At 74.1% G+C, this 22266-nt stretch carries 17 protein-coding genes; 9 read left to right on the plus strand and 8 right to left on the minus strand.

Annotation, left to right across the window (positions count from 1 at the left end):
• Positions 1-12 precede the first annotated feature (12 nt).
• Both ACFY0X_RS00555 and ACFY0X_RS00560 read left to right on the plus strand, forming a co-directional pair.
• Positions 13-1677 (plus strand): phytoene desaturase family protein, encoded by a 1665-nt coding sequence (locus tag ACFY0X_RS00555; RefSeq protein ID WP_387748041.1) that lies wholly within the window; start codon positions 13-15, stop codon positions 1675-1677.
• Complete coding sequence (locus ACFY0X_RS00560) at positions 1674-2729, plus strand: zinc-binding dehydrogenase (RefSeq protein WP_387747214.1); 1056 nt, start codon at positions 1674-1676, stop codon at positions 2727-2729. The genes ACFY0X_RS00555 and ACFY0X_RS00560 overlap by 4 nt, the downstream gene beginning before the upstream one ends.
• A 60-nt stretch (positions 2730-2789) precedes the next feature.
• On the opposite strand, the gene ACFY0X_RS00565 is transcribed toward ACFY0X_RS00560, so the two are convergent.
• The 6 genes from ACFY0X_RS00565 to ACFY0X_RS00590 all read right to left on the minus strand — a co-directional run bounded on the left by ACFY0X_RS00565 (position 2790) and on the right by ACFY0X_RS00590 (position 11131).
• Positions 2790-4067 carry a hypothetical protein gene (locus ACFY0X_RS00565; RefSeq protein ID WP_387748042.1) on the minus strand — a complete coding sequence of 426 codons (1278 nt, stop codon included), beginning with the start codon at positions 4065-4067 and terminating at the stop codon, positions 2790-2792.
• Positions 4068-4366: 299 nt separating this feature from the next.
• Positions 4367-5584 (minus strand): pyridoxal-phosphate dependent enzyme, encoded by a 1218-nt coding sequence (locus tag ACFY0X_RS00570; RefSeq protein ID WP_387747216.1) that lies wholly within the window; start codon positions 5582-5584, stop codon positions 4367-4369.
• Positions 5585-5702: 118 nt separating this feature from the next.
• Positions 5703-6257 carry a YceI family protein gene (locus tag ACFY0X_RS00575; protein WP_387748044.1) on the minus strand — a complete coding sequence of 185 codons (555 nt, stop codon included), beginning with the start codon at positions 6255-6257 and terminating at the stop codon, positions 5703-5705.
• 192 nt (positions 6258-6449) lie between these two features.
• Complete coding sequence (locus ACFY0X_RS00580) at positions 6450-9266, minus strand: penicillin acylase family protein (RefSeq protein WP_387747218.1); 2817 nt, start codon at positions 9264-9266, stop codon at positions 6450-6452.
• Between the two features lie 173 nt (positions 9267-9439).
• Positions 9440-10036 (minus strand): DUF1349 domain-containing protein, encoded by a 597-nt coding sequence (locus ACFY0X_RS00585; protein ID WP_387747220.1) that lies wholly within the window; start codon positions 10034-10036, stop codon positions 9440-9442.
• An 81-nt stretch (positions 10037-10117) separates the two neighbouring features.
• Complete coding sequence (locus ACFY0X_RS00590) at positions 10118-11131, minus strand: zinc-binding dehydrogenase (RefSeq protein ID WP_387747222.1); 1014 nt, start codon at positions 11129-11131, stop codon at positions 10118-10120.
• Between the two features lie 99 nt (positions 11132-11230).
• Here ACFY0X_RS00590 and ACFY0X_RS00595 point away from each other — a divergent pair, with 99 nt between their 5' ends.
• Entirely contained in the window at positions 11231-11902 is a 672-nt protein-coding gene (locus tag ACFY0X_RS00595) for a TetR/AcrR family transcriptional regulator (RefSeq protein WP_387747224.1), read from the plus strand.
• 115 nt (positions 11903-12017) lie between these two features.
• On the opposite strand, the gene ACFY0X_RS00600 is transcribed toward ACFY0X_RS00595, so the two are convergent.
• Positions 12018-12704, minus strand: a complete 687-nt coding sequence (locus tag ACFY0X_RS00600; RefSeq protein WP_387747226.1) for a macro domain-containing protein — start codon at positions 12702-12704, stop codon at positions 12018-12020.
• Between the two features lie 309 nt (positions 12705-13013).
• Between ACFY0X_RS00600 and ACFY0X_RS00605 the strand changes: the two genes are divergently transcribed.
• From ACFY0X_RS00605 to ACFY0X_RS00630, 6 genes are all read left to right on the plus strand, one after another.
• Positions 13014-14633: an ADP-ribosyltransferase domain-containing protein gene (locus ACFY0X_RS00605; RefSeq protein ID WP_387747228.1), complete on the plus strand. Its 1620-nt coding sequence runs from the start codon at positions 13014-13016 to the stop codon at positions 14631-14633.
• 117 nt (positions 14634-14750) lie between these two features.
• On the plus strand, positions 14751-16835 hold the full coding sequence (locus tag ACFY0X_RS00610; protein ID WP_387747230.1) for a HelD family protein: 2085 nt from the start codon (positions 14751-14753) through the stop codon (positions 16833-16835).
• A gap of 223 nt (positions 16836-17058) precedes the next feature.
• Positions 17059-18777: a SulP family inorganic anion transporter gene (locus tag ACFY0X_RS00615; protein ID WP_387747232.1), complete on the plus strand. Its 1719-nt coding sequence runs from the start codon at positions 17059-17061 to the stop codon at positions 18775-18777.
• Between the two features lie 76 nt (positions 18778-18853).
• Positions 18854-19210, plus strand: a complete 357-nt coding sequence (locus tag ACFY0X_RS00620; protein WP_387747234.1) for a zinc ribbon domain-containing protein YjdM — start codon at positions 18854-18856, stop codon at positions 19208-19210.
• Positions 19211-19361: 151 nt separating this feature from the next.
• Complete coding sequence (locus ACFY0X_RS00625; protein WP_387747236.1) at positions 19362-20825, plus strand: MFS transporter; 1464 nt, start codon at positions 19362-19364, stop codon at positions 20823-20825.
• The gene (locus tag ACFY0X_RS00630) at positions 20825-21277 is read left to right on the plus strand and encodes a MarR family winged helix-turn-helix transcriptional regulator (RefSeq protein ID WP_387747238.1); all 453 of its coding nucleotides are present in this window, start codon (positions 20825-20827) and stop codon (positions 21275-21277) included. The genes ACFY0X_RS00625 and ACFY0X_RS00630 overlap by 1 nt, the downstream gene beginning before the upstream one ends.
• A 70-nt stretch (positions 21278-21347) precedes the next feature.
• Here ACFY0X_RS00630 and ACFY0X_RS00635 read toward each other — a convergent pair whose 3' ends face one another.
• On the minus strand, positions 21348-22202 hold the full coding sequence (locus ACFY0X_RS00635; RefSeq protein WP_387747240.1) for an SDR family oxidoreductase: 855 nt from the start codon (positions 22200-22202) through the stop codon (positions 21348-21350).
• Positions 22203-22266: the final 64 nt, after the last annotated feature.

The following is a 22266-nucleotide window of genomic DNA, read 5'->3' on the forward strand; positions in this document are numbered from 1 at the left end:
GGCCGGCGGAGCATGGTCATCATCGGCGGGGGGCTCGGTGGGCTGTCCACCGGCTGCTTCGCGCAGATGAACGGCTACCGCACCCGGATCCTGGAGATGCACGAGATCCCCGGCGGCTGCTGCACCGGCTGGGACCGCGGCGAGTTCACCTTCGACTGCTGCGTCAGCTGGCTGCTGGGCAGCGGGCCGGGCAACGAGATGCACCAGATCTGGCTCGAACTCGGCGCGCTGCAGGGCAAGCGGATGCGCAACTTCGACGTCTTCAACGTGGTGCGCACCAGGGACGGGCGGGCGGTCTACTTCTACTCCGACCCGGACCGGCTGGAGGCCCACCTGCTGGAGCTCGCGCCGGAGGACGCCCGCCGGATCCGGCAGTTCTGCGCCGGGCTGCGCAAGTTCCGCCTGGCGCTGGCCCGTTACCCCTTCCTCAAGCCGGTCGGGCTGATGGGCCGGTGGGAGCGGATGCGGATGCTGGCCTCCTTCCTGCCGTACTTCAACGTGATCCGGCGCTCGATCACGGTGCTGATGAGCGACTACTCGGCGAAGTTCCGGAGCCCGCTGCTGCGCGAGGCGTTCAACTTCATCCTGTACGAGAAGCACCCCAACTTCCCGGTACTGCCCAACTACTTCCAACTCGCCTGCCACGCCGGGCAGTCGGCCGGAGTGCCGGAGGGCGGGTCGCTGGGGCTGGCCAACTCGGTCGAGCAGCGCTACCTGCGGCTGGGCGGCGAGATCTCGTACAACACCAAGGTGACCGAGGTCCTGATCGAGGACGACCGGGCGGTGGGGGTGCGGCTGAGCGACGGCCAGGAGGTGCGGGCCGACATCGTGGTGGCCGCCTGCGACGGCCGGACCACCATGATGGACCTGCTCAAGGGCCGCTACCTGAGCGACACCTACCGCAGGCTGTACACCCAGACCATCACCGAGCCGGGCATGGTCTTCCCCGGCTACGTGACCGTCTTCCTCGGCCTGCGCCGGCCCTTCCCGGCCGGGGACCCGTGCACCACCTACCTGCTGGAGGACGAGGTCGCCGAGCGGCTCACCGGCATCCGGCACCCGAGCATCAACGTCCAGTTCCGCAGCCGCCACTACCCGGAACTGTCGCCCGCCGGCACCACCGTGGTGTACGCCAGCTACTTCTGCGACATCGAGCCGTGGCGGGAGCTGAGCACCGGGCCGGAGCAGGAGCCCCGGGTGCGGCGCGGCGAGGAGCTGCACACCCTGCCGGTCGGCCGGGGGCGGGAGTACCAGCGGGAGAAGCGCCGGGTGCGGGACACCATCGTCGAGTTCCTGGACGGCCACCACCCCGGACTGCGGGAGGCGGTGTCGGTCAAGGACGTCTCCACCCCGCTCACCCAGGTCCGGTACACCGGCAACTACAACGGGACGGTGCTGGGCTGGCAGCCCTTCGTGGAGAGCGGCGAGACCCTGGAGGAGGAGGTCAAGCGCAACGGCCCGGGCCTGCCCGGCCTGGCGAACTTCTACCTCTCCGGCGTGTGGGCGACCACCGGCGGTCTGATCCGGGCGGCGGCGGCCGGCCGGCACGTCGTCCAGTTCATCTGCCGGGACGACGGCAGGCCCTTCACCGCCGAGGTGGACGACAGCGCCCCGCCGCCCACCCTGCTCATCGAACCGGTCGGCCCCGCCGTCCGGCAGTTTGGAGTCACGTCGTGAGGATCGAGAAGTGGGTCGTCCAGGAGCACGTGGACGGCGTGCCGGACGTCGAGCGGATGTACCGGAAGGTCGTGGAGGACCTGGACGTCCGGCTCGCCCCGGACGAGATGCTGCTGCGCACCCGGTACGTCTCCGTCGACCCGTACCTCCAGGGCATCGCGCTGGACACCCCGATCGGCGACTGCATGGGCGCGGACTCGATCATGGAGGTGCTGGAGGCCGGGCCGGCCGCGCGGTTCGCGGTCGGCGACCTGGTGCAGGGCTTCACCGGCTGGCGCAGCCACCTGGTCAGCAACGGCGAGCCCCGGCTGTGGCGGACCGGGACCTTCCCGATGGTGTTCCCGGCCCTCCGCCGACTGGACCCGGCGGACTACGACGAGGCCCTGCCGCTGTCCACCGCGCTCGGCATCCTGGGCGGGCCCGGGATGACGGCCTGGGGGACGGTCGAGAAGTTCCTGGACATCCGGCCCGGCTCGACGGTGCTGGTCAGCGGTGCCTCGGGGGCGGTCGGGTCGCTGGTCGGGCAGCTGGCCAAGCTGCGGGGCGCCCGGGTGATCGGCACCACGGCGACGCCGGAGAAGACCGGGTGGCTGCGGGAGCTGGGCTACGACGAGGTGCTGCTGTACCGCGACGGCGACCCGGCGGAGTCGGTGGAGAAGGAGCTGGCCGAACTCGCCCCGGAGGGCGTCGACCGCTACTTCGACAGCCTCGGCGGGGCGCTGACCGACGTGGTCTTCGGGATGCTGGCGGTGGAGAGCCGGGTGGCGGTCTGCTGGCAGTGGGCGAGCCAGGTCGGCGGGGACTGGACGGGGCCGCGCCTGCTGCCGATGATCATGTTCCCGCGCACCACGATCCGCGGGATCTTCTCGCTGGAGTGGTTCACCGAGGAGAACTGGGCCGCGCTGCGGCGGGACGTCGGGCCGCTGGTCCGCAGCGGGCGGCTGACGTACCGGCAGACCGTGCACCAGGGGTTCGACAGCATCCCGGCCGCCTACCGCGGCCTCTACCTGGACCGTGCGGCCAGCAGCGGCAAGGTGCTGGTCGAGCTCTGAGCGGGCGGGGCCGCGGCGGGGGATCTTCGGCGGGCGCGCCGAAGGTCCCCCGCCGGAAGGCTAGTTCAGCGTGAACCAGGTGCTGCGGGACTTCTTCCACTCCGGGTGGGTGAGGTCCTTGGCGGCGGTGGCGTCGCCGTAGAGGTCGGCGGAGCCGTCGTCGGTGATCAGCTGGGCGCGGGCGCCGGGGGCGTCCAGGTCCGGGACGTCGACGACGGCCTCCCAGGCGCCGTAGTCCCTGGTCGGCAGGTCGGTCAGCTTGGTCGGCCGGGTGCCGGGCCGCCCGTCCCAGCGGTAGAGCGCGTACGGGGCGGAGTTGTCCTCGGCGGACCAGGACCCGGCCACGATCAGGTACTGGCCGAGGTCGTTGCGGCGGATGTCCCGCACGGACAGCCCGCCGAGGTCCAGCTCGATCGGGTCGCCGAAGGCGGCGTGCGCGGCCGAACCGGTCAGCAGTGACGGGAGGTTGGTGACCGGGACGAGCAGCGCCCGGCCGCCGGTGACCGCCGGGGTGAGCGGCGCGCGGAAGCCGACGTAGGCGGTGCCGGTGCTGCCGGGGGCGAACTCCAGGCCCTCCACGTTGAACCCGTCGACCTGCTTGGGCGCCTGGCCGTCGGCGGCGCCGGCCGCGAAGCCGTAGCGCTTGCCGTGGGCGTCGTCCCAGGCGATCAGGTCGTCGCGCAGGCCGTCGAACGAGCCGGCCAGGGACAGCTGGGTGCCGGCGCCGGAGCCGGTGACGGTGGTGGCGAAGACGGTGTGCCGGTCCGGCTTGATCACGCCGTCCTTGTTGTTGCCGAGCGAGCCCGTCCAGTAGATGACGTCGCCGACCCGGGTGGCGCCCTCGATGTCGATCTCCTTGGAGACGCCGAGGGCCGAGCTGAAGTCCCAGCTGCGGACCGGCGCGCCGGAGCGGTCGCGGTCGTACAGGCGCAGCGTGTTGGACTCGTCGTCGCCGACCACGATGTAGCCGCCGCCCGCGTCCACGGCGGCCGAGGCGTCGCTGGAGCCGGTGAGGTAGCGGCTGGTGGCGGAGAACTGGACGGCGGGGGAGGCGGCGTAGTGCAGGGTGCGGGTGGCGCTCTTGCCGCCGAGGCCGGTGACCTTGATCGTGAGGTCGGCGTAGCCGACGCCCTGGGCGGCGACCGCCAGGGTGCGGGTGCCGCCGCTGCCGGTGACCGTGACGTCGCCGGTGCGGGCGACGGCGCTGCGGGTGGTGGCGGAGGCGGCGACGGTCAGCGCGGAGGCCGAGGCGCCGGACTGGGCGACCGTCACCGTCACGGTCGGGTCGCCGGTGGCGCCGACCGCGCCGGACAGGTACCCGGCCGAGAAGGTGATCATCGGGGTGCCGTAGGTGACCGCGCCGGCCGGGACGGCGGGCAGGGCGAGCACGGGCACCGCCGCGACGGCGACGGCGAGCGGCAGCAGGCGGCGGAGGGAACGCGACACGGTGGCAACCCTTCGGCTTGTGGGGGCAGTTGGCGGAGGGTGCAAGCCTGGTGGCGCTCGGCGAACACCGACCCTACGGCGACCTTACGGGCATGGACGGGCGGGCGAACAGCGGGCCTCGCGGCCGGGCGCCGGCCGGGGCCGCCGGCCGCGGGTCGGCCGCCCCGGGAGCGCGGGTCGACGAGCGCGGCTCAGCCCGTGATGCCGGCTGCCCGCAGCCTGAGCTCGACGGCGTCCCAGTCGGCGGCGACCGGCTCGGTCCGGAGGGTGCCGACGCCCTTGTCCTTGAACCCGCTGGAGGTCGACACGCAGACCACCGGGCCGTCCGAGAGGTCCGGTTCGCCGAGGCTGCGCAGCCCGGCCAGGCCGGCCGCCGCGGACAGTTCCGTCCAGAGCCCGGCGCGGGCCAGCTCGCCCTGGGCGGCGGCGAGTTGGCCGTCGTCCAGGGTCAGCGCCCGGCCGCCGCTCTCCCGGACCGCGAGCACGCCCCGGTAGCCGCTCACCGGGGAGCCGATCGAGTAGGCGTCGCTCGGGCCGACCGTCACGTGGGCGGCCGGCAGGCCCTCGGCGATCGCCCGGGCGAGCGGCCCGGAGGTGGCCGTCTCGCAGGAGTGGATGCGCGGCACCCGGTCGGTCAGGCCCAGCCGCCGCAGCTCGGTGAAGCCCTTCCAGACGCCGAACAGCAGCTCGCCGTAGCCGGTCGGGACGAACACCGCACTCGGCAGGCCGACGTCCTGGAAGATCTCGTACGCGACGGTCTTGTAGCCCTCGGGGCCGTACGCGTGGCCGGTGTGGGTGGTGGTCAGGTTGCTGACCGGGTGCAGGCCCAGCCGGTCGACCGCCAGGCGCAGCAGCGGCCAGCGGGCCTCCCACGGCACCGGGAGCACCACCGCGCCGTAGGCGTTGAGGAAGGAGTCGACGTTCGGCGGCACGTCCGGGCCGGTGAACACCACGCAGGGCAGTCCGGCGCGGGCGGCGTAGGCGGCGGCCGAGGCGCCGTGGTTGCCGGAGGAGGCGACCGCGAGGCCCGGCGCGCCGGCGGCCACGGCGGCGCTGGTGGTGCAGCGGTTCAGCCGGTCCTTGTGGCTCCAGGTGGGGTTGCGGGACTCGTCCTTCACGTACACCCCGGGCTCGATCTCCACCATCGCGGTGGCGCCCTCGCCCAGGCCCGGGGCGAGCAGCGGCGGCAGCAGCGGGGCCCAGCGCTCCAGGCCGCCGCGCACCGGGGCGGGGGCGAACAGGGCCGCCACGTCGACCTTGTCGTAGGCGTAGTCGACCTCGACGGGGTAGGAGACGTCCTCGGTGCTGGTGCGCGGGCAGCCGGCGGTGAGCGCGGGCCGGAGCGGGTAGTCGAGGGCGGGGTCGCCGAGGGAGCGCTGGCCGGTCGCGAGGGAGTCTTCTGTTGGCATGCCAGGAGACTAGCCGGGCGGACGCCGCGCGGTCCGGCGGTTGGCGGGGCCGCGGCGGGAACCCGTTCGTGGCGGACCGGTTCCGGCCGCTGCGGGCGGTCGGAACCGGTCCGGAGTGCTAGCCGCCCTGGCGGATCGCCGAGATGTCGAACTCCAGGACGACCTTGTCGCCGACCAGGACGCCGCCGCCCTCCAGGGCCGCGTTCCAGGTGACGCCGTACTCCTTGCGGCTGATGGTGACCGAGCCCTCCAGGCCCACCCGGAGGTTGCCGTACGGGTCGACGGCGTTGCCGGTGTACTCGAAGTCGATGGTGACCGGGCGGGTGGTGTCCTTGATGGTGAGGTCGCCGGTCACCCGGTACTCGGACTCCGAGCGCACCTCGACCGCGGTGGAGCGGAAGGTGATGTCGGGGAAGTTCGGCGCGTCCAGGAAGTCGTTGGTGCGCAGGTGCTGGTCGCGCTGCTCCACGCCGGTGTCGATGCTCTCGGTCTTGATCACCACCTGGCCGGAGGAGCGGGACGGGTCGCCGCCGTCCAGGTGGGCGGTGCCCTCGAACTCGTGGAACGCGCCGCGGACCTTGGTCACCATGGCGTGGCGGGCGACGAAGCCGATCCGGGTGTGGGTGGGATCGAGGACGTAGTCGCCGGTGAGCTCGGAGAGGTTGGCGGTCATGGTCGGCATGCCTCCTGGTGCGGGGCCCGGGTCTCGGCCCGGGGGTGGTCGGGCGGTCCCCGGACCACGCTAGGGGCAGCTCCCCGGGGCCGCGCGTTATGCGGGGGCCCGGATGACCGGTGGCCGGTGCCCCGCGTCGGGGGCACCGGCCGCGCCGGTTCAGCGGTGGCCGGGTTCTGCGGGCGCCCGGGTTCAGCGGTGGCCGGGGAACTGCACCACCTGCTGGTAGGTCGGGCGGTTCTGCCAGGTGGTCTTGGCGTCCGTCACGCCGCCCAGCGGGCGCTGGATGATCGTGTCGGCGCACCACTGGTCGCCGGCCGCGCAGTCCGCGTCGCCCGGGTAGACCTGGGCCGGAGTCCGGGCGGCGGCCTGCTTCAGGGTGTCCAGCAGGACGGTCCGGCAGGCCGCGAGGTCGCCGCCGCCGCAGAACGGCCGGGCCAGCGGGCCGGCCACCTGGTCGCCGAGGACCGCGCGCAGGTCCTTGTCCAGGTAGCTCCACCAGCCGTACTGGAAGGCCGAGCCCTTGTGCGGGATGGCCTCGTTGGCGCTCACCGGGCCGGAGGCGGCGCCGGTCTGGCCGCCGGAGGGGGACTCGTTGATCTGCAGGGCGCCGGTCAGCGCGCCGAACAGCGGGTCGCCGAGGCCCGGCCGCATGACGCCGTCGGCGACCAGCGGCCACCAGGCGTCCATCACCCGGATCGCGGTGGCGTCCGCGTAGCCGTGGCTGCCCGGTGAAGTCTCCTTCCGCAGGGCGCCGGCGGCGAGCCAGGCCTCCAGCTGCTGCAGGGCGGTGAGGGCGGCCTGGTCGGTGACGGGGGCGCCGCGCAGCACGCGGATCAGGTCGGGCAGCACGTCCTCGGCCCGCAGGTCGGCGAGGGCGGCGCTCTCCATGGCCTGGGTGAGCGAGACCCGGCCGGCCTTGCCGCCGTTGCGCAGCAGGGACCTGACCCGGTCGTCCAGCAGGTTGCCGCGGTGCACCGAGCCGTTGCCGAAGCCGGCCGAGGTGTAGCCGTCCGCCTGCTTGTTGTTCCAGGAGATGTAGTAGTCCTGGTTGACGGACTGCGGGTGCTCGGCCGCCGGGGTGTACCGGGCGGTGTTGGCGACGGGGTCGAAGTCGGCCCACTCGTAGGCGGGTCGGGCGTGGACGGGCAGGCCCGGGTCCACGCCGGGGGCGCGGACCGGGTTGCTGCCGGAGTTGTAGTACGCGATGTCGCGCGAGTCGGCGTAGAACCAGTTGAAGGTGTAGTTGATGTCCTGCGCGGCCTGCTGGAAGCCCGCCGCGTCGCGCACCGCGCCCGGGTCGTTCAGCTCCTGGAAACCGATGATGGAGTCGGCCTCGTGCCGGTAGGTGGAGCGCAGCGAGGTGAAGGCGACGGGTGCGCCGCCGACCGTGCCGCGGGCGGTCACCAGGCCGTACCGGGAGCGGTTCATCACCAGGGTGTAGGAGCCGGCCGGGGTGGAGTCGGCGGTGGTCGGCTTCCACGCGTTCCTGCGTTCCAGCCGGTCGAAGGGCAGGCACTGGCCGTGCCAGAGGTAGGAGTCGGCGGCGGTGGTGACGGGGGAGCCGTCGGTGGTGCAGAGCGGGACGGCGTAGGTGTCGGTGATGTCCTGTCCGGCGGAGGTGGCGCTCCAGGCGTAGTCCTGGCCGCGGCCGAGCTGCACGTAGAAGCTCAGGCCGGCGAAGGCGGCGCCGCGTGCGCTGATGCCGGGGCCCTGGATCTCCTCCAGCATCAGCAGCTGCGGGGCGAAGTAGCCGGTCTGCGGGCCGAACACGGCCACCGGGTGCCCGTCGTCGGTGTGCGCGCCGGAGACCAGCAGGGCGTTGGACATGCCGTGCTTGGCGGTCAGCAGGTTGCCGGGCAGGACGCCGTTCGCCGCGGTGGTGGCGGAGCCGGCCGAGCCGGTGGCGTCGTAGACCACCCGCTCGGGCACCACCGAGCCCGGGTCGGGCAGCGCCGCGCCCTGCGGGTGGTCCGGGACGGTCGCGTACGGGAAGCTCTGGCCGTCGTGCAGGGTCTGGACGGCCTCCGGGTCGTCCGCCTCGCGCAGCGACTTCCAGACCGCGTCCCCGGTGTCCTTGCCGTACCGGGCCTCGGCGGCCGACTTGACCTGGGCGGAGGCGAGTTCACCGCCGCCGCCGGAGCCGAACAGGGCGCCGACCACGGAGGCGAGGGCGACCAGGTCGGTCAGCTTGAACGGCTCGATCGAGCCGGCGTTGGTGATCGGGTCGATGTGCCCGGTGAGGTCGTACTCGCCGGGGAAGGTGCGGGCGTCGTACGACTCCTTGGCGTACTTGTTGACGCCGTCGAGGTAGGCGGTCGCGTCGGCGAGGGCCTGGGTGGCCCGGCCGCCGCGGGCGGCGATGGCGTCGATCTGCTGCTGCAGCTCCGCCTCGGTGTACGGCGCGGCCTGCCAGAAGGTCTGCTCCAGCTGGCGGTTGGCGGCGGCGCCGCCCGCGAAGCCGGACAGCTGGCCGCGGCCGACGTGGCGGAAGAGGTCCATCACCCAGAGCCGGTCCTGGGCGGCGGCGTAGCCCGCGCCGAACTCGGTGCCGTAGCGGGTGGTGCCGGTGATGTGCGGGACGCCGGTGGCCTTGTCGCGCACGATGGTGACGTCCGGGCGCGGGCTGGTGGTGCTGGCCACCTGGTCGGCGGGGACGCCGAAGGAGGCGTCGTTGAAGAAGTCGCGCAGCTTGGCCTCGGTCAGGCCGGGGTAGCCGGAGGCGAGGGCGGCGTAGGGGCCGAGCTGGTCGTCGGTGTGCGCGGGGCGGGTGCCGAAGGCCCGGTTGAGCAGGATGTCGGCGAGGGTGGCGTTGCCGTTCTCGCCGGGCGGCAGGATGTCGGCGCAGCGGCCGCCGCAGTAGTCGGTGGCGGCGGCCGCCGTCGCGGGGGTGGGTGCGGCGGTGGCGGCGGGGGTGGTGGTGAGGGCGGCGGTGACGAGCAGGGCCGAGGCGAGGGCGGCGGCCGGGAGTCGGAGGGAGCGGGGGCGGGGGCGTTGGCGTGGACGCAAGGCGGACTCCTCCGTCGAAGTCTCACGGAAGAGTCGACGGTAGGGGTGCTACTGGCCGGGTGGCTAGTGGCGTGCATGCCATTTTCGCTGTGGGCGCCGGGAGTTGGGGCTCGTGGGGCGGCGCTTCCGGGGAAGCGGGAGGACGGGGAGGGGCGGCGCCGCACCCGCCGGGCTCAGTCCGGCAGGTGCAGCGCCGGGTCGGCGTCGCCCTGGGCGAAGCGGGTGAAGCGGACCTGGAGGCCGGCGCGTTCGGGGGAGCAGCAGAACGGGCCGGCGGTGGCGGCCGCCTCGGGGGCGAGCGGCGCGAGGCGGACCAGGCGCCAGGGGCCGTCCGCGCAGCGGGCGCGAACGGTCACGGCGTCGCCGGTGCGGCTCGCGCGCACGGTGACCGGGCGGCCGTGCCAGTCGGGGACCGGCGCGAGGGACCAGTCGGAGACGCCGTGGGTGACGACCGCCCCGAGGTGGGGGACGCCGTCGCTCATCTCCACTCCGGCCTTGATCCACGTCGTGGGGTCGACCCGGACCAGCAGGCCGGCCTGGTCGTAGAGGGCGGCGAAGTCCGCGACGAAGGTGACCTCGGTGGCGCTGCCCGGCGGGAAGCCGGCGAGCAGCGCGTGCCCGTCGTCGCGGACGAAGCCGTAACCGGTGGTGCGCCAGAAGTCGCTGCGGCCGCGGGCGGTGACCAGGAGGTCGGCGCCGTCGGTCCGGGCGTCCTCGGGTTCGTTGAGCCAGCTGCCCTCGTGCCAGGGGATGTCGCGGGGCGGGTGCACGGTCCCATCCTTCATCGGCTTGCCGGAAGTTGCTGAAAGACTATCGGCCGGCCCGCCCCGGCGACGGGGGTGGGGGCTCGGTCAGGGCTTGAGCACCAGGCGGATCGGGTTGCCCTCCTTGTGCTCCAGCGCCTCGACCGCGCGGGCCGCCTCGGCCAGCGGGAAGGTGCCGCTCACCGAGCGGGCGAAGTCGAGCCGGCCGCCGCGGACCAGGTTGACCAGGTCGATGACGTCCTGGCCCTCGGAGCCGTAGTGGCCGCGGATCTGCTGGCGCAGGTAGCTGACCAGGGTGCCGTTGGTGACGGTCAGCGGCTTGTCGGTGAGGCCGACCAGTACCAGGCGGCCGTGCTCGCCGAGGGTGGCCATGGCCTGCTCGCGCACCGGGGCGACGCCGGCGAAGTCGAAGGCGACGGACAGCGGGCGGCCGCCGGTGGCCTCGCGCAGCAGCTCGGCGAACCGGGGGTCGGCCGGGTCGAGGGCGGCGTCCGCGCCGAAGGCCAGGGCGCGCTCGCGGGCGGCCGGCAGCGGGTCGACGGCGACGATCGGGAAGGCGCCGACGGTCCGCAGCAGCTGGACGCCGTGGGCGCCGAGGCCGCCGACGCCCCAGACGCCGACCGCCTCGGCCGGGCGCACGGCGCCGGTGGCGGTGATCGCGGCCCAGGGGGTGGAGACCGCGTCGGGGATGAAGCAGGCCTGCTCGAAGGGGAGTTCGTCGGGGATCGGCACCAGGGTGGTGGCGGTGGCGAGCGCGTACTCGGCCCAGCCGCCGTCGTAGTCCACGCCCCGGGTGTGCACGACGCCGTCGCGGGTCTCGCCGGCCTGCAGCAGCACCCGGTCGCCGACGGCCGCGGTGGTGACGCCCTCGCCGAGGGTGTGCACGGTGCCCGCGACCTCGTGGCCGAGGGTGACCTTGCCGCCCTGGAGGAACAGCGGCTTGAGCATGCCCTCGATCAGGTGGACGTCGGAGAGGCAGACGCCGGCGGCCTCCACCTTGATCAGCACCTCGCCCGGACCGGGCGCCGGGACGGGGACCTCCTCCACGGCGAAGGCGCCCTTCGCGACGTCGAGCCGGCCGGCGAGCATCGTGGCGGTCATCGGGACTTCCCTTCTCGCGGGGGCGGCGGGTCGGGGGAGTGCTCGCCGCTCCGGAAGTTACTTGTTATCCAACAAGCAAGTTCACCGTAGCATGGTCTTATGTCTACGCACGATGAGGACCGCACGGGCCGGTCCGGGGAGTCCGCGGGGCCCGGCGAGGCGCCGGCGCGCCGAACCCAGGCCGAACGGCGGGCCCGGGCCGAGTCCGCGCTGATCGCGGCCGCCGCCCGGCTGATCGCCGAGCACGGCAGCACCGGGGTCACGCTCGCCAGGGTGGGGGAGGAGGCGGGCTTCAGCCGGGGCCTGGCCACCCACTACTTCGGGTCGAAGGCGGCGCTGCTGGCACGCCTGCAGGAGGCGGCGCTGGCCGAGGCGATGGCGGCGGCCGCGCCGGAGCGCAGCGGGGCGGGGGCGGTGGACGAGCTGTGCGGGTTCGCGCGCGGCTGCCTGGAGGGCGTACGCGAGCCGACCGACCTGGGCCGGGCGTTCGTGGTGCTGGGGGCCGAGGCGCTCGCCGGGGCCTCGGAACTGACCGCGGCGGTGGCGGAGCTGGACGCCCGGACCCGGAACTGGGCGGCCGAGGTGGTCCGGCAGGGTCAGCGGGACGGGGAGCTGCACCCCGGCGTGGACCCGGAGGCCTTCGCGCCGGCCTTCGTCGGGCTGCTCAAGGGGCTGGTGGTGCAGGCCGCGGCCGCCCCGGAGGCCTTCGACGTGGGGGTGGCGGTCGTGGAGTCCGGGCGCTGGATCCGGCTCGCGCTCACGGCGGGCTGAGGGCTCTCATCGCGCGGCGGGCGGGCGCGAGGGTGCGGGCGGGGACGGACGCGGCGCCGCCGCCGCACGGTGGCCGTGCGGCGGTGGGCGAGGGCGGCGGCCGGCCGGGGTGGGGTCAGGCCTGCCGGGCCGGGGAACTCCGGCGCGCGGGCGGCGTGATGCGCACCCGCTCGGTGGCGGGCGCCTTCTCCAGGTCGTCCAGCTGGGCGAGGAGGGTGGCGCGCAGGTCGTCGTCGTCCTCGAAGTGGTGGTCGTTGAAGAGGGTGTAGCCGGACCACATCAGGTTGGCGCAGACCCGGGGCGGGACCTTGCCCGTCCGGGCGCCCATGCCGACCAGCGCGACGGACTCGATGGAGCCCGGCCGCAGCCGGTTCTGCCGGTGGACGGCCTGGAAGGCGGCGGCGCAGGCCAGGGCCACGTTCAAGGTCTCGCTGACGTTCTGCGAGGAGGACCGCATCGTCGGGGCCGATATCAGGAACCCGGGGTTGACGGCGCCGGACGGGACGCAGACGGCGCTGCCGACCGGGAGGCTGCCGGCGTGCTGCTCGCGGATCGCCTTCTGGACCCGCAGCTGGATGCCCGCGCCCAGGTGGCGCTTGATCGCCGCGTCCGTCCCGCCGTCCATCAGGCCGCGGGAGTTGGTGGGGCTGACCCAGGCGTCGACCTTCGCGGTGAGGATGGAGGCGTGCCGGATCTCGATCCCGGGGACGTCGGCGAAGGCCGCCCGCCAGGACTCCACGACCGTCGCGTTGAGGTCGGTCAGCACCACCTTGAGCGGCGACTGGGTGCGGTCCGTGGTCATGCTGGGCTCCTGTCGGTGGGGTGGTCGGCCGGAGCGGCCGGGTGGGGTGCCCGGGTGGTGGTCCGGCGGGCGGGCCCGGCGGGCCGGCCGTGGCCGGTCGCTCCGGTTCCTTGGTGACACCGACGAAGCTAGCGCCCCGCACTGACAATCCGTCGGGCCCCGTCCGCCCTGGTCGGGCGGCCGGCCGGAGCGGACGGGACTGTCGGACCCGGCTGGTAGGACTGTGCTGTCCGCCAGGGAAGCTGACGGATCATCACCTGCCGTTCGTCTGTTCTTCCTACGGTCCCGACCAGCCGGAGTCGCACCACCATGAGCGCTGTCGACACCCCCGCCACCCAGCCCGACCCGAACGACCCGCTCGCCCTCGCGGAGCTCTTCACGGGCGGCGGCGAGCCGTGGCTGCCGCTGCTGAAGCCGGTCATCGAGGCGCAGCCGGGCGCGGCCTCGTTCATCGGCCCCGGCCGCAGCCCGGAGGTCGTCCCGGTCCGCGAGCTGACCTTCCAGGCGCTCAAGCCGCACGCGCCGCACAAGTGGAAGGTCGTGGTCTTCGGGCAGAACCCGTACCCGAGGCCGGAGAGCGCCACCGGCATCGCGATGTTCGACAACACCTTCCACGACTGGAAGGACAGCCAGTTCGGCCGGGTGATCAGCATCCGCTGCCTCATCAAGGCCGCGGCGATGTGGAAGTACGGCATCCCCAAGAAGACGCCGATCGCCGACATACGGGCGCTGCTGAAGAAGCAGGAGACGGTCCAGCCGCCGGAGTGGTTCCAGGCGATGCTCACCCAGGGCGTCCTGCTGCTGAACGCGGCGCTCACGGCGAGCAGCGACGGCGCGATGGGGCCGGACCAGCACACCGGGTTCTGGCGGCCGGTCGCCGAGCGGATCGTGGAGGAGATCCTCCGGGCCAAGCAGCAGGCCGCCGAGGAGGACCGCTACGTGGTCTTCGCCTGGTGGGGCGCGCACGCGCGCAGCCTGAAGAACGTCGTCCTGCGGCTGCAGCGGAAGTACCCCGAGGTCGAGGTCCGGCACATCGACCACGCCAACCCGGCGGCCCAGGGCGACATCTTCTGCGACGGCGAGCACTTCGCCACGGTCAACGCCGCACTCGCCTCGCTCGGCGCCGACGAGGTCGACTGGCTGCCCAGCACCGGGTGGGACGCGGCGTCGGCGCAGGACGGCGGGGCGGCGGACGGGGTCGCCGAGCGGATGGGCGCCTTCATCGCCTCCACCATGGAGCTGCACCAGCTCTACCTGGACCGACTCGCCGGGGTGAAGGACGAGGGCCTCGTCCTGCCCGCCATCACCGGCGTGTTCGACACCCCGCTGATGGGCTTCCGGGAGGCGGTGTCGCCGGTCGCCGAGCTGCTGCGCGGCCTGGACCGGCACGTCGCGCTGTCGCACGACTTCGGCAAGCGGCGGGCCGACGAGGCGGCCACCGGCCTGTCCGCCGACGAGGTTGCCGCGCTGTACCTGTACACCTGCGAGTCCGCGTTCTACCGGGAGATCAACGCGGTGCTGCGCTCGCCGGACCGCGGCCGGCTGGTGCCCTACCTGCCGTACCTGCGGCTGCTGTTCGCGGCGGTGTCGCGGCTGCCCGTCCGCACCGCGCCGCTGTGGCGCGGGGTCTCGCTGGACCTGCGGCGGCAGTACCCGCTCGGGAAGACGGTGACGTGGTGGGGCGTCTCCTCCTGCACCTCCAAGCTCGGGGTGGCGCGGTCCTTCCTCGGCAGCCGGGGCAAGCGGACGCTCTTCGAGGTGCGTCCGGTGCGGGCCGCCGGCATCCAGAACTTCTCGGCGTTCACCGGCGAGGAGGAGTTCATCCTGCTGCCCGGCACCCAGCTGGAGGTCACCGAGGTGCGGGCCGAGCGGGGCGGCCTGTGCACCGTGACGCTGACGGAGCTGGAGGAGGCGCCCCTGGTGTCCTGAGCGGTCCGGGCCCGTTCTGCCGTCGGAGTCGGCAACTAAGTCAGTATTTTGACTAGGTTAAGTTATGCTGGACTTCGAACGACAGGCGAGCCCGTCATGCGGGAAGGGACGCGAACGATGACCTCGGAAGCCCACGCCCTCGACGGCGAACTGGAACGGGAGCGGGCCTACGTGGAGGTCTGCCGGGCGGCGATGGCCCGGCAGGTCGAGGACGCGGGCCACCAGGTCGTCGCCGGCGAGGACGTCTCCGGCGACGGCGCCAGCGCGGAGGCGCTCGGCCGGTACCTGCGCACCCGCGCCAAGCGGATGCGAGAGCTGCCGGAGAGCCCGTCGTTCTTCGGCCGCCTCGACTTCGCCGACACCGCGGAGGCCGGCGACCACCGGCGCCAGCGCTACTACGTGGGCCGCCGGCGGATCTCCGAGGACCCGACGGTGCCGCCGCTGGTGGTCGACTGGCGGGCCCCGGTCTCCCGGGCGTTCTACCAGGCGAGCGCCCACGCCCCGCTGGGGCTCGCGCGGCGCCGCCGGTTCGGCTGGGCGCCGTGGAGCCTGGGCGCGCCCGAGGAGCTGACCGGGCTGGAGGACGAGACCCTCGGCGGGCCCGGCGGGACCGACGGGACCGACCAGTCCGGCAGGGCGGGAGGCATCCTGGCCGCCGAGATCGAGCGGCCCCGCACCGGCCCGATGCGGGACATCGTCGCCACCATCCAGCCCGAACAGGACGTCCTGGTGCGGGGCGAGCTGAGCGAGTCGGTCTGCGTGCAGGGCGCACCCGGCAGCGGCAAGACCGCCGTCGGGCTGCACCGCGCCGCGTACCTGCTCTACAGCTTCCCGCAGCGGATCCGGCGCGGCGGCCTGCTGGTCATCGGCCCGAACCGGACCTTCCTGCGCTACATCGCCGAGGTGCTCCCCGCGCTCGGCGAGATCGACGTCACCCAGAGCACCGTCGAGGACCTGGTCGCCACCCGGCCGGTCACCGCGGTGGACGACGAGCGGGCCGCCGCCGTCAAGCAGGACGCGCGGATGGCGACAGTGCTGCACCGGGCGCTGTACGGCCGGATCCGGGCGACGGGCTCGGAGCCGCTGGTCGTCCCGGACGGCTCCTACCGCTGGCGGGTGTCGCCGGAGCGGCTCGACCGGACGGTCGCCGAACTGCGCGAGCAGGCGCCGCCGTACGCGATCGGCCGGGAGAACCTGCGCACCCGGGTGGTGGCGATGCTCCAGGACCAGGCCGAGCGGCGGACCGGTGTCCGGTCCGGCGCCTGGTCGCGGAAGACCGGCCGCTGCAAACCGGTCGCGGCCTTCCTGGAGGCCGCCTGGCCCCGGCTGCGCCCGGAGACCGTGGTCGCCGCGCTGCTGAGCGACCCGGCCGTGCTGGCCGACGCCGCCGACGGGGTGCTCGGCCCCGAGGAGCAGGCGGCGGTCCTGTGGCGCAGGCCGCCGCGCTCGGAGAAGAGCGCCAGGTGGTCCGAGCACGACCTGATGCTCCTGGACGAGGTGGCCGGGTTGATCGAGCGCCCGGCCGGCTTCGGGCACGTGGTGGTGGACGAGGCCCAGGACCTCTCCCCGATGCAGTGCCGGGCGATCGCCCGGCGCAGCGCCTTCGGCTCCCTCACCGTCCTCGGCGACCTCGCCCAGGCGACGGCCCCGTGGGCCGCCCGCAGCTGGTCCGAGCAGCTCGCCCACCTGGGCAAGCCGCAGGCCGCGGTGGTGCCGCTGACCACCGGCTTCCGCGTCCCGGCCGCCGTCACGGCCCTGGCCAACACCCTGCTGGGCGCCCTGGACGTGGACGTGCCGCCGGCCGTGTCGCTGCGGCAGGACGGCGAGCTGACGGTGCGGCGGGTGGCCGGCGGCGGCCTGGGCGGAGCGGCGGTGGCGGCGGTGCGGGCCGCGCTGGAGCGCGAGGGCTCGATCGCGGTGATCGCGGCGGACGGCGCGGTGGCGGAGGCCGCCGAGGCGCTCCTCGCCGCGGGCATCCCGACCGGGGCGGCCGAACAGGTCGGGAGCACGGCGCGGGTGACGGTGCTGCCGGCCTCGCTGGTGAAGGGGCTGGAGTACGACCACGTGGTGGTGCTGGAGCCGGCCGCCATCGTGGAGGCCGGGGCGCGCGGGCTGCACCGGCTGTACGTGGTGGTGACCAGGGCCGTCTCCCGGCTGGACGTCCTGCACTCCCGCCCGTTGCCCGCGCCGCTCGGCGGGTGAGGGCGGGGGGCCCGCCGACCATGGAGATCACTACTGTCGGAATCCATCACATGCGAAACAAGTGATTTGAAAAATTCTTCAAGTTCATACATGCTGGCGTGCCGTTGGATCGGTTGAACCGGTACGGGGCGCGTCCGGGCGCCGCCGCCGGTCGCAGGAAGGGGCGGGTCGTGACCGCGGCAATCGGCGAGCGACGGCCGACGGCCGGTCGGGAGGGGGCGGAATGAGCCTCGCCGCCGTCATGGGCGACCGGGTCCGGGCCGTCCTGCCGACCCGGGCGGTCCTCGCCACCATGGGCCGTGCCCCGCGCAGGGACCTGGCGGCCGGGCTCACGGTGGCGATCGTGGCGCTGCCGCTGGCCCTGGGCTTCGGGATCTCCTCGGGGGCGGGTGCCGCGGCGGGGCTGGCCACCGCGGTCGTCGCCGGGGCGCTGGCCGCCGTCTTCGGCGGCTCCGACGTCCAGGTGTCCGGGCCGACCGGTGCCATGACCGTGGTCCTGGTGCCGATCGTCGCCCGTTACGGCACCCGCGGCGTGCTGACCGTCGGCCTGCTGGCCGGGGTCGTCCTGGTGGTCCTCGCCCTGGTCCGGGCCGGGCGCTGGATGGCGTACGTGCCGGTGCCCGTGGTGGAGGGCTTCACCGTCGGCATCGCCGGGGTCATCGCCCTCCAGCAGGTGCCCGGCGCGCTCGGCGTGCCCAAGCCCGAGGGCGACAACCCGGCGGTGGTCGCGGCCCGGGCGGTGCGCGACTTCGCCGCCGCCCCGCACTGGGCCGCCCTGGCCCTGGCCCTCGCCGTCGCCGCCGTGATGCTCCTCGGCGTGCGGCTGCGGCCCGCGCTGCCGTTCTCGCTGGTCGCCGTCGTCGCCGCGACCGTCACCGCCAAGGCGGCCGGCCTGCCGGTGGCCACCATCGGCCACCTGCCCACCGGTCTGCCGGTGCCCTCGCTCGGCTTCCTCGACCTCGGGGCCGTCCCCGCCCTGCTGCCCTCCGCGCTCGCGGTCGCCGCGCTGGCCGCCCTGGAGTCGCTGATGTCGGCCACGGCCGCCGACGCGATGAGCGTGTCCGAGCGGCACGACAGTGACCGCGAGCTGTTCGGCCAGGGCCTGGCCAACCTGGTGGCCCCGCTGTTCGGCGGCGTCGCCGCGACCGGCGCGATCGCCCGTACCGCCGTCAACGTCCGCTCCGCGGCCGCCTCCCGGCTCGCCGCGCTCGTCCACGCGGCCGTCCTCGCGGTGATCGTCTTCGCCGCCGCCCCGCTCGTCGCCGACATCCCGCTGGCGGCCCTGGCCGGGGTGCTGATCGCCACCGCCGTGCGGATGGTCCAGATCGGCTCGCTGCGGGCCCTCGCCCGCACCGGGCGGGGCGAGGCGGCGGTCATGGTGCTCACGGCCGCCGCCACGCTCGCCTTCGACCTGGTCACCGCCGTCGTGGCCGGCCTGCTCGTCTCCGGGGTGCTGGCACTCGCCGCCGTCGCCAAGGCCGCGCGCGTCGAGCAGGTCCCGCTGCACGCCGACCTGCCCCCGGCCGACCACCACGCCGAGGAGCAGGCGCTGCTCGCCGAGCACATCGTCGCCTACCGCATCGACGGGCCGCTGCTGTTCGCCGCCGCCCACCGCTTCCTGCTGGAACTCACCGGGGCCGCCCAGATCGAGGTCGCGATCCTGCGGATGTCCCGGGTCAGCGCGATCGACGCCAGCGGCGCCACCGTCCTCGGCGACGCCATCACCGAGCTCCGGCGACGCGGCACCCTCGTCCTGGTCTCCGGCATCCGCGACGAACACCACCGACCACTGGACGCCCTCGGCGTGCTCGACCGGCTCCGCGCCGACGGCCACGTCTTCGCGACCACCCCCGAAGCCATCGCCCACGCCTGGGCCCACCTGGCCGGCCGGACGGCCCCGCCCGCCGACCGCGACCTCACGGCCTCCGGCTCCGGCGGCTGACCGAGGGCCCCGGCACCCCCGCTGACCTCCGCACTCGTCCCGCGGATCCCTTCGAACACCTGGATATCCTGAACCCATGAGCGACAACCTCCCCCCGTGCCCGCAGTGCTCCAGCGAGTACACCTATGAGATGAACGCCCTCATGGTGTGCCCCGAGTGCGCCCACGAGTGGGTGCCCGGCGGCGCCGACCAGGCCGGCGCGCCGGCCGGCCAGCGCGTGGTCACGGACGCGGTCGGCAACCCGCTGAGCGACGGCGACACCGTGACGGTGGTCAAGGCGCTCAAGGTCAAGGGCAGCGCCTCCGGCATCAAGGCCGGCACCAAGGTGCGCAACATCCGCCTGGTGGACGGTGTCGACGGGCACGACATCGACTGCCGCATCGAGGGCTTCGGTGCCATGCAGCTCAAGTCCAGCGTGGTGAAGAAGGCCTGACCCGCCGGCCGGAACGGCCGCGCCCCGCCGAGGAGACCGGCGGGGCGCGGCCGTTGCCGTTTCCGGGGGCCGGTCGGGGGTGGAGCCGGTCGCGAGTTAGTTGTAGTCTCACAATGATTGCAACAACACAACTAATTGGGGAGGGTCCGTCATGCCCCCTGCCGCCCGAACGCGGCCATGGCTCGTGCTCGCCGTCTGCTGCATGAGCCTGCTGATCGTCAGCCTCGACATCACCATCATGAACGTGGCCCTGCCCGCGATCCGGCGCGACCTGGACACCTCGGTGTCCGGGCTGCAGTGGACGGTCGACGCGTACACCCTGGTGCTGGCGAGCCTGCTGATGCTCGCCGGCTCGACGGCCGACCGGATCGGCCGCCGCCGGGTGTTCCGGATCGGCCTGGTGGTGTTCACCGCGGCCTCCCTGCTGTGCAGCCTGGCCCCGAGCCTCGGCTGGCTGATCGCCGCCCGGATGCTCCAGGCCGTCGGCGGATCGATGCTGAACCCCGTCGCCATGTCGATCATCAGCAACACCTTCACCGACTCCTGCCAGCGCGCCCGTGCGATCGGCGTCTGGAGCGGCGTGGTCGGCATCAGCATGGCCGCCGGGCCGATCATCGGCGGGGCGCTGGTGGAGTCGGCCGGCTGGCGGGCGATCTTCTGGATCAACGTCCCGATCGGCCTGGCCGCGCTCTTCCTCACCACCCGCTACGTGCCGGAGTCCCGGGCCGCCCGCGCCCGCCGGGTGGACCCGGTCGGCCAGCTGCTGGTCGTCGTGCTGCTCGCCGCCCTCACCTGCGCGATCATCGAGTCGCCGGAGCGCGGCTGGACCTCGCCCGTGGTCCTCGGCTGCACGGCGGCGGCGCTCGGCGCGCTGCTGGGACTGCTGTGGTACGAGCCCCGGCGCACCGATCCGCTGATCGACCTGCGGTTCTTCCGCTCCGCGCCCTTCTCCGGCGCCACCGTGACCGCGGTCGCCGCCTTCGCCGCCCTCGGCGGCTTCCTGTTCCTCAGCTCCCTGTACCTCCAGGACGTCCGCGGCCTCGACCCGCTGCACGCCGGGCTGTTCATGCTGCCGATGGCGGCCATGTCGCTGCTCGCCGCACCGCTGTCCGGCCGGATGGTGGCCACCCGGGGGCCGCGTACGCCGCTGCTGCTGGCCGGGACGGCGCTGACCGCGAGCGCGGTGCTCCAGGCGGCCGGCTACTCCGAGCACGTGCCGAGCGGACTGCTGGTCCTCGCCTTCCTGCTCTTCGGCACCGGCTTCGGCCTGGTCAACGCGCCCATCACCAACACCGCCGTCTCCGGGATGCCCCGCTCGCAGGCCGGGGTGGCGGCCTCCGTCGCCTCCACCAGCCGGCAGGTCGGCCAGTCGCTGGGTGTCGCGGTGATCGGCGCCGTGATGGCCGGGGCCGCCGGTGCGGACCCGGCGGCCTTCACCGGCGCGGCCCGGACGGCGTGGTGGATCATCGCCGGCTGCGGGGCCGCCGTGCTGGTCACCGGTACGCTCACCTCGGGCCGCTGGGCCCGGGCGACGGCCGAGCGCACGGCGCAGCGGCTCGCCGCCGAGGAGGCGGCCGGGGAAAGCAAGGACACGAAGGAGACGGTGGACGCCTGATGGAGCGCCTGGAGGCCGGTGGGCACCCGGAGGGCGGCGAAGCGGACGCCGGAACGGCGGCCCGGGTCTGGCAGGGGATGAACGCGCTCGTGCTGGAGCGCCACGACCGCCGCAAGACCGTCGCCGAAGCCCTCGGCATGAGCTTCGGCCGGGTCAGGGCGCTGCGCAGGCTCGCCGCCGGCCCGATCACCCTGCGGGAGCTGGCCGAGCGGCTGACCGCCGACCCGCCGTACACCAGCGTCATCGTGGACGACCTGGTGCGGCGCGGCCTCGCCCAACGCATCACCAACCCGGCCGACCGGCGCTCCAAGCTGGTCCACCTCACCGAGGAGGGCGAGGCGAAGGCCGCGCTCGCCACCGGGATCCTCACCACCCCGCCGGACGCGCTGCTGGCGCTGCCCCCGGAGGACCTCCGGGTGCTCGACCGGGTGCTGGCGAAGCTCCTGGGCTGACCCGCCCGGGCTCGCCGCCGCTGGACCACCGGCCGCCCAGGCTACGGATCCTGCGCTCCGGGCCCGGTGGTCACGGGGCGACCCAGCCGGCCGTCAGTGCCTGCACGGCCGAGCCGTCGAGGTCCTTGAGCTTCGTGCCGGCGAAGGCCCGGGCGGCGTCGGAGGTGAGCAGCCGGAAGGCGGGCCGCTCGGCGGTGAGCAGCCCGAGGATGCGGGCGGCGACGTCCTCCGGCGCCTGCGCGTGGGCGAAGGCGCCGCGGGTGCGGTCCAGGTAGGCGACCAGGGCCGGGGCGTACGGGCCGGCCTGCCGCGGCGCGTCGTCCGTGAGGCCCACGTTGGCGACGAACTCGCTGGCCACCGCGCCCGGTTCGACGACGCTGACGGACACCCCGGCGGTGGCCGCGACCGGCGCGAGGGACTCCATGAAGCCCTCCACCGCGAACTTGGCGGCGCAGTAGGCCTCGTTGAAGGGCTGGCCGACCACGCCGCCGACGCTGGTCACGGTGAGCACCCGGCCCCGGCTCGCCCGCAGCAGGGGCAGGGCGGCCTTGGTGACGTTCAGGACCCCGAAGAAGTTGACCTCCATGACGGCGCGGACGGCGTCCACGCTCTCCTGCTCCAGGGTGCCGAGGTGGCCCGCCCCGGCGTTGTTGACCAGGGCGTCCAGCCGGTCGAGGCCGACCAGGCAGGCCGAGACCGAGGCCGGGTCGGTGACGTCCAGCGCCCGGACCTCGACGGTGACCCCGGCCTCCGTCGCGGCCGCCAGCAGTGCGTCGGCCTTCGCGGTGTTCCGCATGGTGGCGATCACGTGCCAGCCGCCGCGGGCGGCCGCGACGGCGGTGGCCAGGCCGATGCCGGAGGAGGTGCCGGTGATCAGGACGGTCCTGTCGCTCATCTCGCTGTACCCCAGATGCTTATGGATCATAACTAATATGTTCCATAACTATGTGGCCTGACATTTCACTCTGTCAAGCATCTGGCTACCCTGG

The organism is Kitasatospora sp. NPDC001547 (assembly GCF_042894165.1).
Classification (GTDB): domain Bacteria; phylum Actinomycetota; class Actinomycetes; order Streptomycetales; family Streptomycetaceae; genus Kitasatospora.